The organism is Kribbella speibonae (genome assembly GCF_004331375.1).
Taxonomy (GTDB): Bacteria; Actinomycetota; Actinomycetes; order Propionibacteriales; family Kribbellaceae; genus Kribbella; species Kribbella sindirgiensis.
In genome coordinates this window covers 80,635-97,249 of sequence record NZ_SJKC01000009.1, presented here as the reverse complement: position 1 = coordinate 97,249, position 16,615 = coordinate 80,635, and the positions used below count along the sequence as shown (strand labels likewise).

Annotated in this window: 15 protein-coding genes; 6 read left to right on the top strand and 9 right to left on the bottom strand. The window is 69.1% G+C overall.

Annotated elements, in window-relative coordinates; translation table 11 throughout:
• Nucleotides 1-28: 28 nt before the first annotated feature.
• Nucleotides 29-1,732 (top strand): DUF2207 domain-containing protein, encoded by a 1,704-nt coding sequence (locus tag E0H92_RS41335; RefSeq protein WP_131460587.1) that lies wholly within the window; start codon nt 29-31, stop codon nt 1,730-1,732.
• A gap of 15 nt (nt 1,733-1,747) precedes the next feature.
• On the opposite strand, the gene E0H92_RS45620 is transcribed toward E0H92_RS41335, so the two are convergent.
• The 3 genes from E0H92_RS45620 to E0H92_RS41315 all read right to left on the bottom strand — a co-directional run bounded on the left by E0H92_RS45620 (nt 1,748) and on the right by E0H92_RS41315 (nt 6,106).
• Entirely contained in the window at nt 1,748-3,862 is a 2,115-nt protein-coding gene (locus E0H92_RS45620) for a neutral zinc metallopeptidase (protein WP_131500157.1), read from the bottom strand.
• Nucleotides 3,863-4,022: 160 nt separating this feature from the next.
• Complete coding sequence (locus E0H92_RS41325) at nt 4,023-5,108, bottom strand: neutral zinc metallopeptidase (protein WP_131460585.1); 1,086 nt, start codon at nt 5,106-5,108, stop codon at nt 4,023-4,025.
• 287 nt (nt 5,109-5,395) lie between these two features.
• Nucleotides 5,396-6,106: a neutral zinc metallopeptidase gene (locus tag E0H92_RS41315; RefSeq protein ID WP_131460584.1), complete on the bottom strand. Its 711-nt coding sequence runs from the start codon at nt 6,104-6,106 to the stop codon at nt 5,396-5,398.
• Between E0H92_RS41315 and E0H92_RS41310 the strand changes: the two genes are divergently transcribed.
• Both E0H92_RS41310 and E0H92_RS41305 read left to right on the top strand, forming a co-directional pair.
• The gene (locus E0H92_RS41310) at nt 6,087-6,392 is read left to right on the top strand and encodes a hypothetical protein (protein ID WP_131500156.1); all 306 of its coding nucleotides are present in this window, start codon (nt 6,087-6,089) and stop codon (nt 6,390-6,392) included. The genes E0H92_RS41315 and E0H92_RS41310 overlap by 20 nt on opposite strands.
• A 221-nt stretch (nt 6,393-6,613) precedes the next feature.
• Complete coding sequence (locus E0H92_RS41305; protein ID WP_131500155.1) at nt 6,614-8,308, top strand: DUF2207 domain-containing protein; 1,695 nt, start codon at nt 6,614-6,616, stop codon at nt 8,306-8,308.
• 58 nt (nt 8,309-8,366) lie between these two features.
• On the opposite strand, the gene E0H92_RS41300 is transcribed toward E0H92_RS41305, so the two are convergent.
• From E0H92_RS41300 to E0H92_RS41290, 3 genes are read right to left on the bottom strand one after another with little or no spacing between them, the layout of a single operon-like run.
• Entirely contained in the window at nt 8,367-9,659 is a 1,293-nt protein-coding gene (locus tag E0H92_RS41300; protein WP_131500154.1) for a peptidase C39 family protein, read from the bottom strand.
• 60 nt (nt 9,660-9,719) lie between these two features.
• A complete protein-coding gene (locus E0H92_RS41295) occupies nt 9,720-10,277 on the bottom strand; it encodes a GNAT family N-acetyltransferase (protein ID WP_131500153.1) in 558 nt (185 codons plus the stop codon).
• Between the two features lie 31 nt (nt 10,278-10,308).
• Nucleotides 10,309-11,145: a lysozyme gene (locus E0H92_RS41290; RefSeq protein ID WP_131500152.1), complete on the bottom strand. Its 837-nt coding sequence runs from the start codon at nt 11,143-11,145 to the stop codon at nt 10,309-10,311.
• Nucleotides 11,146-11,277: 132 nt separating this feature from the next.
• Here E0H92_RS41290 and cysS point away from each other — a divergent pair, with 132 nt between their 5' ends.
• Genes cysS through E0H92_RS44545 form a run of 3 tightly spaced genes read left to right on the top strand, consistent with a single transcriptional unit; the run spans nt 11,278 to nt 13,855 of the window.
• The gene (gene cysS / locus E0H92_RS41285) at nt 11,278-12,702 is read left to right on the top strand and encodes a cysteine--tRNA ligase (protein ID WP_131460578.1); all 1,425 of its coding nucleotides are present in this window, start codon (nt 11,278-11,280) and stop codon (nt 12,700-12,702) included.
• Between the two features lies 1 nt (nt 12,703).
• Nucleotides 12,704-13,663, top strand: coding sequence for a 23S rRNA (guanosine(2251)-2'-O)-methyltransferase RlmB (gene rlmB / locus E0H92_RS41280; RefSeq protein WP_131500151.1), 960 nt, complete (start codon nt 12,704-12,706; stop codon nt 13,661-13,663).
• A 30-nt stretch (nt 13,664-13,693) separates the two neighbouring features.
• Nucleotides 13,694-13,855, top strand: coding sequence for a hypothetical protein (locus tag E0H92_RS44545; protein WP_165550265.1), 162 nt, complete (start codon nt 13,694-13,696; stop codon nt 13,853-13,855).
• 170 nt (nt 13,856-14,025) lie between these two features.
• Here the strand turns inward: E0H92_RS44545 and E0H92_RS41275 are convergent, their stop codons facing one another.
• The 3 genes from E0H92_RS41275 to E0H92_RS41265 form a co-directional block, all read right to left on the bottom strand.
• Complete coding sequence (locus E0H92_RS41275; protein ID WP_131460969.1) at nt 14,026-14,904, bottom strand: S1 family peptidase; 879 nt, start codon at nt 14,902-14,904, stop codon at nt 14,026-14,028.
• Nucleotides 14,905-15,035: 131 nt separating this feature from the next.
• Nucleotides 15,036-15,914, bottom strand: a complete 879-nt coding sequence (locus E0H92_RS41270) for a S1 family peptidase (protein WP_131460576.1) — start codon at nt 15,912-15,914, stop codon at nt 15,036-15,038.
• Nucleotides 15,915-15,998: 84 nt separating this feature from the next.
• Nucleotides 15,999-16,583, bottom strand: a complete 585-nt coding sequence (locus E0H92_RS41265) for a TetR/AcrR family transcriptional regulator (protein ID WP_131460575.1) — start codon at nt 16,581-16,583, stop codon at nt 15,999-16,001.
• Nucleotides 16,584-16,615 lie beyond the last annotated feature (32 nt).

The following is a 16,615-nucleotide window of genomic DNA, read 5'->3' as shown; positions in this document are numbered from 1 at the left end:
AGAACCGGCACGAGACTACCCTCGACCCATGTCACCGAAGCGCCGCCTCCTCCCGGCTGCCCTGCTGATGTCCCTGACCGCCCCGCTGTTCGTTGCCCTGAGCACTATGGCCGCCGAGGCGGTGGCCCCGATGGCAACCGACCAGATCACCGCGTACTCCGCGGACGCGACGCTCACCAAGGACGGTGAGCTGCAGGTCAAGGAGACGGTCGACCTGACCGCCGGCGGTACGACGTTCAGCCGCACGCTGGCCACCCGGGTCCGGTCGGACGCCGAGCGGGACCGGACGTACGAGCTCAAGGACGTGTCCGCGACGGTGAACGGACAGCCCGCCCAGGGCTTCCAGAACGACAGCACCGACGACGGCCGCAAGCTGACCCTGAACGTGTCCGGGCAGTCGAAGATCGTCTACAGCTACACCGTGGACAACGTGGTCGCCGACTCGACCGAGGGCCGCCAGGTCAGCTGGCCGATCGTGCAGGGCTTCTCCACGTCGATCCCGAAGGCCAGCCTGACCGTCGGCGTCCCGTTCGCGACCTGGGTGACCTGCTTCGCCGGCCGCACCGGCTCGAGCCTTCCGTGTACGTCGTCCCAGCTGGCCGAGTCGGCCGCGCTGCAGATCGAGCAGAACGGCGTACCAGCCGGTGGCCGGGTGACGTTCCTGACCGGGCTGAGCGACCAGGCGACGGTGCAGGCGAACGCGCAGTTCTCCACCCGCTGGACGCTCGGGAGGGCGTTCACTGTCGACAAGACCACCGTCGGGCTGGCAGTCCTCGTGTTCGGGCTCGGACTCCTCGGTGCTGTCGGCCTGTGGTTCTTCCGCGGCCGGGACGCCGCGAAGGTCGGTGACGGGGCGCCGGAGCGTCCGGTGCTCGACGGCTCCGACGGCCCGCAGTTCGCCGCTCCGGACGGCATCCGGCCCGGCCAGGTCGGCACCGTGGTCGACGAGACGGCCGACGTCGTCGACATCACCGCGACCTTGCTGGACCTTGCCGTGCGCAACTACCTGACGATCGTCGAGCAGCCGCGCGAGTCGCAGTTCGGCAGGCTGGACTGGGAGCTGCAGCGGCTGCACCCGGGTGGTCCGGAGCTGCTGGCGTACGAGAAGGCTCTGCTGGACGCGGTGTTCGCCGACGGCGACTCGGTACTCGTCTCCGCGCTCGGCCCGTCACTGCGGCCGCGGCTCAACCTGGTCCGAGAGCAGCTGTACTCCGACGTCGTCACGCAGGGCTGGTTCAACAACCGCCCGGACGCGGTCCGGAACCGGTGGATCACCGCGGGCGTGGTGCTGCTCGGTGCGGGCGTCGTACTGACCATCGTGCTCGCGATCGTCAGCAAGTTCGCCCTGGTCGGTTTCGCGGTCATGGCGGCCGGTCTGGTGCTCGCACTCGTCGGACAGGCCGCACCGGCCCGCACGGCGCGCGGTGCCGCCGTACTGGGCCGGGTGGCCGGGCTGCAGCACTACCTGGCCAACGAGACCTCGGCCGACCTGCCGGAGAGCCACCGGCTCGAGTTCGCGTCCCGCTGCCTGCCGTACGCCGCTGTGCTCGGGCTGACCGAGAAGTGGGCGCTGGAGATCGCCGCCACCGATGACGACGACGACCCCGACGCCGGCATCGGCTGGTACTCCGGTCCGGAGAACTGGCACCTGTCCGACATCGGGGAATCGCTGAGCAACTTCGTCACGTCGTTCGGCGGCACCCTGACCACCGCCCGTCGCCTCTTCGGCTGACGGGCGGCGGTCCCGCTAGTTGACCCGTACGTCGGCCGCGGTGAAGGTGTTGCAGGAGTCCGGCTTCTTGTTGTTGTAGCCGGTGATCGACCACTGGTAGTTGCTGACCCGGTTGCCGTGGTCGTGGACCCGCGGCCGGGCGTAGTCGTCACCCGAGTGCGAGATCAGGAACTTCCAGTTGTTCAGCAGCACCCCGTTCATCGGGATGTACGTCGCGTTGGCGCCGAGGTAGACCGCGCCGAGACAGGTCGCCTGCAGCTCGCGGCGACGGCTCTCGGTCAGCTTCTGGTTCGGCGTCATGCTCTGCTGCCGGGACATCGACGCGGGGAGGATCCCGCTCAGCTTCTGGATGTGGTGACCGTACTCGTGCGCGAACGTGTTCAGCATGATCGCCCGGGTGTAGACCGGGTTGCTCTTGTAGTACCGGTTGTCGACGCTGAACGGCAGGTAGATCGTCTCGTTCGCCGTGCAGTACGCCGCCCGCGCGCTGCGCTGCATGCCGCACGGCGAGGGCACCTTGCCGACGTACACGACGGCCTTCGGGTTGCGGAACGGCAGGTTCGCCTTCTTCATCGCCAGCCACCAGGTGCGGTTCAGGCAGGGCAGCAGGCGGTTGTAGTACTGCTGCGCCGCCGCGACGGTGACCGGTGCGAACGGCGGCTCCGCGCACTTCGACGCGGCGAGCGGGCCGATCGTGTAGAGCCGGCTGCCCTTCACGACCTCGTCGACCGTCGGGCCACGCGGCGTCGACGGGGACGGGGACGGGGACGGGCTCTCCGACGGGGACGGCGACTCCGACGTCGAGGTGGTCGGGGTCTGCTTCGCCTCGGGCTCGTCGCCGCCGAGGCCGCGGATCAGCAACGTGACACCGGAGCCGACCACGAGCACCGCCAGCACCACGAGCCCGATCAGGAGCGCGCGGGAGATCTTTTTCTTCTTGCGCCGGCGGCCACCCGGGGGCTGCGGGATCGGGATCGGCGGGTACTGCCAGGTGGGCGCCTGCTGGACAGGCTGACCCATCGGGCCGATCTGACCGCCTTGGTTGCCCTGACCGCCCTGGGGCGCGGCGTGGCGGGCGCCGCCCTGCTGCTGCGGTGGGAGCGCGTTGCTCCACGGGGAGGACTGCTGCTGGTTCTGCTGCTGGCCCTGCGTGCCCCAGAGGTACGAGCCCTCTGAGTGCGGCCCGGCCTGCTGCTGGCGCGGCTGCTGCTGCGAAGGCGACGCCTGCCAGGCACTCGACTCCGACTGCTCTGTTGCCGACCATCCAGCTGACTGTGGTGAATCTCCACTGCCCTGAGCAGCTCCGGTCTGCAGAGGCCACGACTGAGTGCCCCAAGACTCCGAGGGCTGGGGAGTGTTCGGCTGGGACGGGCTCCCACCCGACTGCGGGCTCTGCCCCTGCGACCCCTGCTGCCGCGGGCCGGGCTGCTGGGGACCCTGCGGGCCCGACTGCGGCGGGCGCTGCGGGTTGGGCTGCTGGGGACCCGACTGCCACGGGCTAGGCGTGGTGGCGCCGGGCTGAGATGCCGGTGGGGCGGACTGCCAGGAACCAGGCTGATTCGCACCAGACGGACCAGGCTGGTTAGGGCGCGACTGCCCCGGGCCAGGCTGGCTCGGGTTGGGCTGGTTGGGGCGCGACTGCCCCGGGCCGGGCTGGTTGGGGTTGGGCTGGTTCGGGCCCGACTGTGCCGGGCCAGGCTGGGACGGACCGCGCTGGGCCGGGCCGGGCTGGTTGGGGCCGGGCTGGTTCGGGCCGGGCTGGTTCGGGCCCTGCTGTGGGCGGCGGGGTTGGGGCTGGCCGGGGGCGGGCTGGTCGGGGTGTTCTCGGCGGTTGGGGTCCCAGCCGCCGTCGAACCAGGTGCTGGGGGGCTGCTCGGACGGGGCCGGGTTGCTGAACTCCCGCTTGGCGTCGGAGTCGCCCGTCCACCAGGTGGCCGGCTGGCCCTCCCCAGGGGTCTGCTCCCCGGGACCGCGACCACCAGGCCCGGCCTCGTTGTCCCGGGATCCGAACCAACCACCACGACCGGGTCCTTGGCCAGCGGGCGGCTGGCCGGGAACGGGCTCCTGCGGGCGGTCCGGCTGATCGTCAGCCGGGTCGCTCCCCGGGGGCTGGTTCCTGTTGTCCGACATCGATGCTCCTCACGACCTTGCTGGGTATAGCTCTGCAGCTCGTTGGTGGGGCGCCGAAGCCGCCTCCCCCTACATATCCTCCGCGACATACTTTGCGCGATACGGACCCACCAGGCTAGCTACCCCGGCCAGTCGTTTCGAAGTAGATCAGTGACGGCCCTCACTGCACCTTGGCGGCGGACGCGGCGAAGGTGTTGCAGACGCTCGGGTTGCGGGCGTTGTACCCGCGCGTGGCCCAGTACTGGTGGTTGTTCGCGTCGCCGTGGTCGTTCGCGTTGTCGGTCACGTGCCCGATCAGCCAGCGCCACTGGAACAGCGACTGCCCGGTGATCGGGTAGCTGCGCCGGTTCGCGCCGATGAAGATGTCCGAGAAGCAAGAGGCCTGCAGCTCCAGCCGTCGGCTGTCCTGCAGTTCCTGCGCGTAGGTCTCCCGCTCGTACCGGATCCGGGAGTACGCCTGCAGGATGCCCATGTTGTTCTGGATGTGGTGCCCGTACTCGTGCGCGAACTGGTGCAGCATCCACATCCGCGCCCACACCTTCTGGTAGGCCTGCGGGTAGCGGTTGTAGTTGCCGATGTCCTCGGTGAGGTTCATGTAGATGGTGTCGTTGGTGCCGCAGAAGAACGGCGGGCCGGAGTCGCTGTTGGTCCCGCACGGCGTCGAGACCGAACCGCTGAAGACCCGCACGTTCGGCCCGCGGAACCGCCCGCCGGCCTTGGTCACGAGCGGTGCCCAGGCCCGGTTCAGGCAGCCGAGCAGGTTCTTGTAGTTCGCTCGCGCGCCGGCCACTGTGCTCTGCCGCGCCTTGGACTCCTTGCAGTTCACCGACGCCATGGCACCGGCCTTGTACAGCCGGTTCCGCACCACCAGGTCGGTGTCGGTCGGGCCAGGCTTGGTCGTCGGCTTGGCGGTCGTGGTCGTCCGGCTCGCGGTCGGCCGCGGCGCCTGCGTCGTCGGCCGGGTGGTGGTCGGCTGGACCGTCGGCGCGCTGCTGGTCGGACTGGGGGACGGCTCTTCGCTCGGCTCGGGCGTCGGGCTGTACGACGTGGTGGTCGTCGGACTCGCGTACGACGGGTCGCCGTCACCCTTGAGCGCCGCCGAGACGATCTTCAGCGCGGTGACGCCGACCAGCAGTACGCCGACCAGGACCAGGACGGCGATGAGGCCGCCACGGCCCTTCTTCGGCGGCTTCGGTCCACCAGGTGGAGCGCCCCACCCGAACTGCGGCTGCCCAGGACCCGGCATCGGCTGGCCCTGGAACGAGTGCCCGTGGAAAGGCTGCCCCGGCCCCGGAGGCCCCTGAAAAGGAGGCCCCTGAAACGGCGGACCACCAGGCGGACCTGAAGGCGGTCCCGAGGGCGGTCCGGTGGGTGGGCCCTGCGGTGGTCCAGGCGGGCGTCCGGGAGGTTGCTGGCCGCCGTAGCCCGGTCCCTGTTGCCAGGGCGGAGGTGGCTGCTGCGGCGGGTACTGCTGCCCGGGCGGAGGACCCCATTGGTTGCCTGACACACCCTGGACGCTACCGGAGCCCGGGCTCAACTTACCCGGGCAGGTGACACCGACCAGGTGTTGCAGCTGGCAGGATTACGGCTCTGGAAGGCCGCGCGACTCCAGGCGCCGTGGTTGGTGGTGCTGCCGTGGTCCCGCGGGTACGGCGGACGGTCGCCGCTGTTGTTCACGTCGTACAGCCACATCTGGTACGCGTACCCGGTGATGCCGTAGCTGGTGCGGTTGGCGCCCAGGAACACGTTGCCGAGACAGGAGGCCTGCAGCTCGAGCCGGCGGCTCAGCTGGAGGGCCCCAGCGGCAGAGGCGTCGTACCGGAGCTTCGTGTAGGCCTCACCGAGCCCGGTCATCCACTGCACCGCGTGCGCGTACTCGTGGGCCATGGTGAACGTGCCGACCATCCGGCCGAACGTCGGGTTCTGTCTGGAGAACGAGACGATCGACGGCGACTCCATATAAATGGTGTGCGTGGTCGGGCAGTAGAACGCACGCCCGACGCCGCCACCGCACGGTGTGTTCACCGAACCGCCCCAGACGACCAGCCCGGGTGACCGGAACCGGCCGCCGGACGCGGCGACCTGCTTCGGCCAGGCCCGGTCCAGGCAGGTCTTGATCGCCTTGAAGTACGCGAGCGCCTGTGAGCCGTTGCCGGGACCGGTCTTGGCCTGCTTGCAGTTCACGGTCCGCATCACGCCGGTCTTGTACAGCCGGTGGGTCGCGTTGAACGTCGCCGGGTTCACGGTCTGCACCGGCTTCGGCGGGGTGACCTTCGTCGTCGTGGTGGTGGTCGTGGTCGTCCGCGGGGGCGGCGGAGCAGCAGTCGTTTTCGGAGGAGGAGGCGGGACGCTGCTCGGAGCCGTAGTCGGCTCAGAGGTCGCTGACCTCGTGGCGACCGGTGCAGCCGTGGTAGGTCCGTCGCCGCCCTGTGTGAGCTTCACCGCAAGGAACACGCCACCGGCCGCGACCACCGCGAGCACGGCGACGACCAAGAACGCCGTACCACCAGACCTCTTCCGTGGCGGCTGAGGTGGCACGGGGCCCCACCCGAACTGCGGGCCGGGCTGCGGTGGAGGAGCGTAGTACTGCGGAGGTACGGCGTACTGCGGCGGAGGAGGACCACCCTGGTAACCCTGCTGCGGTGGCGGGCCGAATTGTCCGGGTCCCGGTCCCCATTGGTTGCCTGACACTCCCCAGACGCTATCGTGCCCCGTGTCAACCTGACCCTCTCTTTACGGTGTGATTGGGCGATGCGTCTACGTCTCCTCGGGCTATCCCTGTGTGCCCTCGGCCTGCTCGGCCTCTCCACTGTCCCAGCCGGTGCGGCCGGCGCGGACGCAACCAGCTCCGCCGCCGACCCGGTGGTGACCAACTACGACAGTCAGGTCCGCGTCGAACGTGACGGCCTGCTCCGGGTCGCCGAGACCTGGAAGCTCAGCAACGTGAACGGGACCTTCACCCGGTTCATCGTCACGCGCGACCACCTGCCGGACGACATCGACCACGTCCAGGAGATCGGCGACCTGCAGGTCAAGGCCGGCGGCCAGGACAAGAAGGCCGACGTGAAGGTCGAGGGCGACGTCACGTCGATCGCCGTACCGGACGTCAGCGGCGCTACGACGCAACTCGACGTCACGTACACCGTGAAGGGCGCGGTGGCGAAGACCCTGGACGGTACCGAGGTGCGGTTCGCGCCGCTGACCGGGATCAACCTCCCGATCCAGACCGCGAACATCGTCTTCAGCGTCCCCGAGGTCTCGCACGTCGCCTGCTTCGCCGGCCCGATCGACAGCAACATCCCGTGCACGCTCGCGCAGATCGGCGAGACCTCCGGCCCGACCTTCCAGCAGACCGCGCTGCCACCGGGCAACACGGTCAAGATGGCCGTCGGCTTCCCGAAGGGCCAGATCGCGGACAACTCGATCATCGAGTACCGGCACACCTTCAAGCGCGCCTTCTCCACCGACGCGGCCCAGCTGATCACCGCGCTCGCGGTGCTGCTGCTCGGCGCGATCGCGCTGTTCGCGCTGTACCGGCTGCGCGGCCGGGACCAGGTCGACCCGCGGCGCGTCGTACCGGCGTCGCTGTTCAGCCTCGGTACCGACACCCGGATCGACTTCACGCCGCCGTCCGACCTGCGCCCCGGTGAGGTCGGCACGCTGATCGACGAGCGGATCGACCCGGTCGACGTGACCGCGACGATCATCGACCTGGCCGTCCGCGGTCACCTCCAGATCGTCGAGCTCGAGCACAGCACCGAGTTCGCGCGGCCCGACTGGGAGCTGCGCCGGGTCTCGAACGCTCCCGCCGAGGAGCTGCAGCGGTACGAGAACGTGCTGATCCGCGCGATCTTCGGCGACGCCGACTCGGTGCTGGTCTCCGAGCTCGGCAAGCAGGTCCGGGCGAACCTCGCCCAGGTCCAGGACGCCCTGTACGACGGTGTCGTCAAGCGAGGCTGGTTCACCGAGCGTCCGGACCGCACGCGGTCGCTGTGGGCAACGATCGGCATCGCGACCACCGTCGTCGGTGTCATCGCGACCGTCCTGCTGGCCCTGCTGTCGACGTGGGGTCTGCTCGGCCTCGCGATCACTGCGGTCGGTGTCGGCCTGCTCGTGGTCGGCCGCTACATGCCGGCCAAGGCTCCGGCCGCCGGCCGTGTGCTCGGTCAGGTCGCCGCGATCCGCGGTGAGCTGCTGGAGATGGACGTCAGCGAGCTGCCGAACGACCAGCACGCCGAGCTCTGCTCCCGCGCTCTGCCGTACGCCGTGGTCCTCGGCGGCTCGGAGCGCTGGATCGACGCACTGGTCGCGACCGATTCCACGCCGGACCAGGAAGACGAAGGCTTCACCTGGTACCGCGGCCCGAACGGCTGGCACCTGCAGTACCTGCCGGACTCGCTCCGCAACCTCACCACCAACCTGACGGGCGCACTCTTCGCCCGCTGAGCAGCGCAAAGAACAGGGCCCGCCACGCCGCCCCGGCGTGGCGGGCCCTGTCGTCTCTCTACCAGTTGTGCTGTGGGTCAGAAGGCGCTGGCAACGGCAGGCCCTCCGGGTGCACGACGTACACCAGTCCACCGGAGTGCGGCACCCAGGCGTTCTCGAACGCGGCCCTGTCGTACGTCGTCCGTACCTGGTCGTTGCTGGCGATCAGGTGGGATGCAGGATCGTTGACGACCACGTTGCCGGCCTGGTCGAACCCGACGATCACCATCAGGTGCCCGTTGGTCCCGTAGCCCGCACCGGGCAGATCGCCCTTCTTGAACGACAGCGACGCGATCAGCGGGATCCCCGCCTTGATGAACTGCTCCGCCTCGGTCAGCGACCGCAGCCGCGTGACGAAGGCGTCTACGCCACGCGACCCGGCGTACGCCGTGTTGAACGGCCAGTTGCCCGCACCGTCGTACGCGTAGTCGAAGACAGACCGGGCCGAGTGGTCGACCTGTGGGTCCGCGTCGGACGGGTCGACCCACGCGGTCTCGGCCGCGGTCGGGCCTGCGCCGTAGTAGTCGAGCACCATCGCGGTGGACGTCGCCGAGCACCAGGCCTCGCCACCGCCGTCCCACTGCGGGTAGTGGCCGATGTGCGTCTCCTGCGAGTACGTCGGTACGTCGAGGACGACGCCCTCCGCGCCGCCGAGAGGGCTGACGGCAACCTTCTTGTCGGACGGCAGCCGGGAGGCCATCGCGCCGACGGACCGGACCACGGGGGACTGCGTCGTCCCGCTCAGCCGGTACAGGGTGACCTTGAGCTGCCAGCGGTCGAGCCACTGACCGCTGGCGGACTGGAAGGTGTCGACGGCAACGGATCCGTTGGCGTCGCCCTGGCTGGGCACCGAGGTCCGGTGGATGTCGCCGGCGGCGGTGTCGTCGCCACCGGACCAACGGCCGAGCACGTACCACTTGGTGGCCGTGCCGAGGTTCGTCGTACCGGCCATCGACACCTCGACCCAGGTGCCCGGTGGGGTGGTCGCGTTCCAGGAAGCCACCAGTTCGGTCAGCCCGAAGCCGGTGCTGACATGCGGCGAGACCCAGCTGGTCTGGTCGTAGGACTTGGCGGTGCCGTCGCCGAACGGGTCGACGTACGACGTGGTGCCGGTCGCCGTACCGAACGTCAGGGCGCCGTCGGCGATCGTGGTGCCGAACTGCTGGCCGGCCAGGAAGTCGGCGTTCGACGTCCACGTGCGATAGGCGATCTGCCGTGCCGGTGCGACCTTCACGGCTTCGCTCGGCAAGCTGCCGGCGCTGAGCACAACCACCCCGAGGATGAGGGCGGTGACGGAACGGGCGGAAGTCATGTAACGACCGTAGACCCGGCGGCAGTTGCTGTCATCAAGACGGCGCGCCGTGGAAAAAACTTACGAACGTTTGTCCCATTCGCTGTAGAGCAGGGCGAAAACCAGTTCGTCGGTCCACTCGCCCTTCAGGTACTCGTTCTGCACGAAGTGCGCTTCCTGCCGCAGGCCGAGCCGCTCCAGCAGCTTCACCGAGCCGGTGTTGCGAGCGTCCAGCCGCGCGATGATCCGGTGCAGGCCGAGCTCCTCGAACCCGAGGCGGAGCAGTTCGACCGACGCCTCGGCGGCGTACCCGTGGCCGTGCGACTCCGGGTGGAAGACGTACCCGATCTCGCCGGTGCGCTGCTCGACGTTGTTCATGAACAGCGTCACCTCACCCAGGTGCTGACCGGTGTCCCGCAGGACCACCGCGACGGTGAGCGCTTGACCGTCACGGTCCATCGGGACATCGGCCAGCCGGCCGGTGAGAGCCTCCTTGACCTGCTCCGGCGTGCGCACGTCGTACAGCAGAAAACGTGTGACGTCAGGGTTCGACTGCAGCTTCAGCAGGTCGTCGTAGTCGGTCTCGACGTAGCGTCGAAGGGTCAGGCGGTCAGTCTCGATCGGCAGTGAATAGCTCACCGATCGAGACTATGCGACCCCGGCAACGGATTTATCCGTTCGCCAGTGCCTGCAGCCGGGACATGTCGCCGTTGAAGCGGTCCTGGTCGATCGGCGAGGAGCTGTACTGCCAGATGGTGTGGAACGGCCAGCCGCCGGGCAGGGTGCCCGGCGAGGAGGCGTACTTCGCCACCCACAGCGGGTTCGTGGAGTTGAACGCGGTGCTGTTCCCGGTGCAGCGGCTCCACCAGTCCAGGTTCGTGTAGATCGGGACGTCCCGGCCGGTCGCGGCCTTGTAGGTGTTGGCGAAGTCGCGGATCCAGCTCACCATCGCGGACGCGCTCAGCCCGTAGCAGGTGGCGCCGTACGGGTTGTACTCGATGTCGAGCGCACCCGGCAGCGTCTTGCCGTCGCGGGACCAGCCGCCGCCGTGGGCCAGGAAGTAGTTGGCCTGGTTGGCGCCGCTGGAGTCGTTCGGGGTGGCGAAGTGGTAGGCGCCGCGGATCATCCCGACGTTGTAGGACCCGTTGTACTGCTGGGCGAAGTACGGGTTCGTGTAGTAGTTGCCCTCGGTCGCCTTCACGTAGGCGAACCGCTTGCCGGCACTCCAGTACGAGGCCCAGTTGACGTTCCCCTGGTGACTCGACACGTCGATACCTTCGACGGAGGCGGTGGGCGCCATCACGGCCGGAGCCGCGGTGGTCGTGGTGTTCTGCGTCCAGCCCATGTAGGCGTCGCCGGCGCGGTCGATACCGTGCTGACGGGCCTGGGCGGTGGGCTGGTGGGACGCGGTGCTGCTTTCCGGCACCGGGCTTGCTTGGGCGGAGCCGACCGTGGCCAAGATCAGGCCGAGGGTGACGGCGGCACCCGTGAAAAGGGCGGACTTCACGGTTTCCTCCAGAGCGATGAGGGGCGGACAGAGCGCTCGGCGATGGTCATACCCGGATCCGGCAAGAACCAACCCTTACAGTCGTTTGTTCGGTGATTATTTACCGGCGTCACCTCCCGTTACCCTTGACCGGTGACACTTCGCTTGTACGACACCGCAACAGCAGCAGTGCGTGATTTCGAGCCGGTCCATCCGGGCAAGGTCGGGATCTACCACTGTGGGCTGACGGTGCAGGGTGCCCCGCATGTCGGGCACATCTACAAGGAAGTGGTCTTCGACGTCCTGCGGCGCTGGCTGGAGCGGTCCGGCTTCGAGGTGACCGTAATCGCGAACGTGACCGATATCGAGGACAAGATCCTCACGAAGTCGGCCGAGCGCGGCATCCCGTGGTGGGCGCACGCGTACGAGTTCGAGCGCGAGCTGCACTGGGCGTACGACGTGCTCGGCTGCCGCCCGCCGACGTACGAGCCGCGGGCCACCGGGCACATCCCGGAGATGCTCGAGATGATCGCCGACCTGATCGAGCGCGGGCACGCGTACGTCGCTCCGGACGGGTCCGGTGACGTCTACTTCGACGTGAAGTCCTGGCCGGCGTACGGCGCGCTGTCGCACCAGCGGATCGACGACATGGAGGCCGCCGGGGACGCGGACCCGCGCGGCAAGCGGGACCCGCGTGACTTCGCGCTCTGGAAGGGCTGGACCGACGCCACGCCGCGGAGCGCCTCCTGGCCGGCCCCGTGGGGTCGCGGCCGCCCGGGCTGGCACATCGAGTGCTCGGCGATGGCCGGCAAGTACCTCGGCGACGAGTTCGACATCCACGGCGGCGGCCTGGACCTGCGGTTCCCGCACCACGAGAACGAGCTGGCCCAGTCGACCGCGGTCGGGCAGAAGTTCGCCCGGTTCTGGATGCACAACGCGCTCGTCACCACGGCCGGCGAGAAGATGTCGAAGTCGATGGGCAACAGCGCCGTCGTGCGGAACGTGGTCGAGCGGGTGCGCCCGATCGAGCTGCGGTACTACCTGGTGCAGTCGCACTACCGCTCGGTCGTCGAGTTCTCGTTCGAGGCGCTCGACGAGGCGGCGAAGAGCTTCCAGCGGATCGAGGGTTTCGTGACCCGGGCGGTCGAGGTGACCGGTGGCGTCGAGCCGGACGCCGAGCTGCCGGGGGACTTCGTGGCCGCGATGGACGACGACCTCGGTACGCCGGCCGCGATCGCCGTACTGCACAACACCGTGCGCGACGGCAACAAGCTGGTCGCCGACGGCGACTCGGAGGCGCTGCGCGAGGTGCTGGCGTCGGTGCGCGGGATGCTCGGCGTGCTCGGGCTGGACCCGCTGGCCGAGCCGTGGGTGTCGCGGACCGGCGGCAGCGACGAGCTCACCGAGGTGGTCGACGGCCTGGTGCAGGCACTGCTCGAGCAGCGGCAGGCCGCCCGCGCTCGCAAGGATTTCGCCGCCGCGGACGACGTCCGCGACCGGCTGAAGGCGCTCGGCGTCGTCGTCGAGGACACCCCGCAGGGGCCTCGCTGGTCCCTCGCATCTACAGAAGGAAACTGACGTGCCAGGCAGCAGCCAGCGTAAGGGCGCCATCCGGAAGAAGCGGGGGAACCCGACGGCCGGGTCCGGCGGCCGGGTTCGCCGCGGACTCGAGGGCAAGGGGCCGACGCCGAAGGCCGTGGACCGGGTCAAGCACCCGGCGCACAAGCGGGCGAAGGCGGCCGAGCGGGCCAAGGAGCGCGAGCAGCGCACCCGGCGCCCGGCGCGCAAGGACAACGACTCCACGGTCGAGTGGGTGTACGGGCGGAACCCGGTGGTCGAGGCGCTGCGGGCCGGCGTACCGGCCGCGGCGCTGCACGTTGCCGAGGGCACCGAACGGGACGCCCGGCTGCGCGAGGCGCTGCTGGTCGCGGTCGAGACCGGTGTCTCGGTGCTGGAGGTGTCGCGCACCGAGCTCGACCGAGTCACGTCGGGCGGTTCGCACCAGGGCGTCGCCCTGCAGATCCCGCCGTACGAGTATGCGCACCCGGACGACCTGCTCGACCGGGCCCACGCCGCCGGCGAGGTGCCGCTGATCGTCGCGCTCGACGGCGTGACCGATCCCCGCAACCTCGGCGCGATCACCCGGTCCGCCGCGGCCTTCGGGGCGCACGGAGTCGTCGTCCCGGAACGCCGTACGGCGTCGATGTCGGCGTCGGCCTGGAAGACCTCGGCCGGCGCCGCGGCCCGGATCCCGGTCGCCCGCGCGGGCAACCTCAACCGGGCCCTCAAGTCCTACAAGGACGCCGGTCTGCTGGTCATCGGCCTCGACATGGACGGCGCCGTGGACCTCCCGTCCTTCGAGGCCGCCACCGAGCCGATCGTCCTGGTGATCGGCTCCGAAGGTAAGGGCCTGGCCCGCCTGGTCCGCGAGAACTGCGACCTGATCGTCTCGATCCCCATGACCAGCGCCACCGAATCCCTGAACGCCGGCATCGCCGCCGGCGTAACCCTCTACGAAATCTCCCGCCGCCGCGCTTGATGCAGGTGGTGGGTGGAAGGGTTGATCGCGGTGCCTGAGGACCCTGGGTCTCTGCAACAGCTCCTGAACTCGGGCGAGGTGACTCCACCGACCGAGCACGGCTTGCCGGACGTGGAGCCTGACTTGGCGCCCGCCGTCGCCAGCCTGTCCGCCCTGCTGATCGAGGACCGCGACAACGAACGACGCAACTGACCGCGGAGGATCGTGCCGGACGTGTGGCACTCACCAAGCACGCGCGGTTCAGCGAATTCACGCTCAGCAGTCGGACGCCGACGGCTCCCGGACGAGGTTGGTGAGTGGTGGGCGTCCGCATCACAGCACTGCGCCCCGGACCGGGTGGTCCGGGGCGCAGTGTTTTTGGATCAGTAGACGCTCACGCCGTAGCGGGAGAGTACTTCGGTGACGGGCTGGAAGTAGGTGGTGCCGCCGGAGGAGCAGTTGCCGGAGCCGCCGGAGGTGAGGCCGAGGGCCACCGAGCCGGCGAACAGCGCGCCGCCGGAGTCGCCGCCCTCCGCGCAGACGTTGGTGCGGATCAGGCCGGTGACAGTGCCTTCGGCGTAGTTCACCGTGGCGTTCGTCGCGGTGACCGAGCCGCTGTGCACACCGGTCGTGCTACCGCTGCGCTTGACCGCCTGCCCCACCGAGGCGTTGCCGGCGGACGTGATGTCCTGGGACGAGCCGTTGTAGAGATCCACGGTCCCGGGGTGGTTCGTGTACGACGTGCTGTACTTGACGATCCCGTAGTCGTTGCCCGGGAAACTCGTCCCGTAGCGGGTGCCGAGCAATGTGGTTTTGGCCGAGTTCGCGTACCAACTGGAGCCGATGTTGGTGCAGTGACCAGCGGTCAGGAAGTAGTACGTGCTGCCGCTGCGCACGTTGAAGCCCAGCGAGCAGCGGTACTGCCCGCTGTAGATGGCGTCGCCGCCGGCGATGAACTTCGTCAGCTTCCCGGACATCTTCTCGAGCTTGATCCGGTCGCCGTACTGCTTGGTCACACCGGTCAGCTTCGACAGCTTCGCGCCGGTGACGGTTTCGTCGTACGACACGATGATCCGGCCGTCCGGATCGGTCTGCCACGCCGTACCCGGGATCGTCGCGTTCTCGGCCAGGGAGGACGTGATCGCGGCGGCGGACAGGGTGGACGGATTGACCGGTGCGGCCGAGGCCTGCGTTGCCAGAAGTCCGGCGGCGGCAAGCCCGGCCGCGGCCAGGAGTGCGGTGGTACGACGGAATGGGGACATGTTCACGGTTTCAGCCTCCTCACGATGAGGACGCCTTCGGGGCGGGGCGTCCTTGACTTCAACCGTGACGAGTCCTACCCACTCTCTCCCTGAGTATTCAAACAAGTTCGGAGAGTAGGGGAAACCTGCGCTTAGTAGACGGAGACCCCGTACGCGTTGAGGGCTTCCACGACCGGCTGGAAGTAGGTCACGCCGCCCGAGGTGCAGTCGCCCGAACCACCCGACGTCAGACCGAACGCCCACTGCCGGTAGAACAGCGGACCGCCCGAGTCGCCCGGCTCCGCGCACACGCTGGTGCGGATCAGCCCGGCCACCCGGCCGTCGCCGTAGTTGACGACCGAGTTCAGCCCGGTCACGCGGCCGCTGTGCAGTCCGCTGGTCGCGCCGGAGCGGTAGACCAGCTGGTTGAGGCCCGGGTTCATCGCGCGGGTGATGTCCTGCGAGCGCCCGTTGTAGAGGTACACGCTGCCGCCCGGCACCTTCAGCGGGATGTCGGTGCGGTACACGACCAGGGCGTAGTCGTTCCACGGGTAGCTGGCGTGGTGCACCGCGCCGGTGAAGACCTTGTGGGCCGGGTCCTGGTACCAGCGGGCCGCGTCGACACCGCAGTGACCGGCCGTGAGGAAGTAGTACTTGCCGCGCCGCTGCACGTTGAAGCCGACGCTGCACTTGTAGTCGCCGCCGTACGTCGCCATGCCGCCGCTGATGTACTTCTGCAGCTTGCCGGGCAGCTTCTCGAGCTTGACGTTCGACCCGAGCTGCTTGGTCAGGCCGGTCAGCTTGCTCAGCTTCGTGCCGGTGACCGTGGGATCGTACGACACCAGCACGGTGCCGTCCGGCTGCGTCATCCACGCCGTACCCGGGGTGTGGATCTGGTCGTTCAGCGTGTTGGTGATCGCCTTGGCGGACAGCCGGGGCGGCTTCACCGGATCAGCCCCGGCCGGCACAGCGGCGGTCAGAGCGAGAGCGGCGGCCGCCACCATGGCCGCAGTTCGTCGGAGAGTTTTCATATCCATCAGCCTTCCGGGGCGTTCGGCTCTGATGCGCGGTATGGCAGCAAGAGGACGGTGCCTAACTTTAGAGGGCCGGATGGTTCAGTCCAGGCGCAGGGAGTGCAGGACGAACGAGGCCAGTTCGCGGTACGCCTCGGCGTCGTTCAATCCGGTCCGGCGGGCGATGTCACCGCGCTGGATCGCCTGCATGGTGTGCGCGATCATCTCGGCCGCGAACGCGATGTCGACCTGGCGGAAGGTCTTGTGGTTGATCCCGTCCTCGATCAGCTGCCGGACGCGCTCGGCGGCGATCCGGGTGTTCCGCTCGTACACGGACCGGGCCGGCGCGAACGTCGCCACGTCGTCGAGGAAGGTCCGGCTGGCCGGCCGCAGGGCGTCGGCGACCGCGTTCAGGTACGCCGCGATCCGCCGGTCGTGCCGGGTCTGCCGCGCGACCGCGGACTCCACCTGCGCGGTGGCGTTCTTGAAGTAGTGCTTCACCACCTCGACGGCGAGCTGCTCCTTGCTCGGCGCCAGCGCGTACAGGGTGGTTTTGCTGCAGCGCAGCTCCGCCGCGAGGTCGTCCAGGGTGAACCGGCTGAACCCCTGCTCGAGGAACAGGGACAGGAGCCGGTCGAGCAGCTCGGACTGCCGGCGGGTCCGCCGCCCCGGAACGACTGTTGTCATATCGAGACAGCATAGAACGATACTGAGTTATG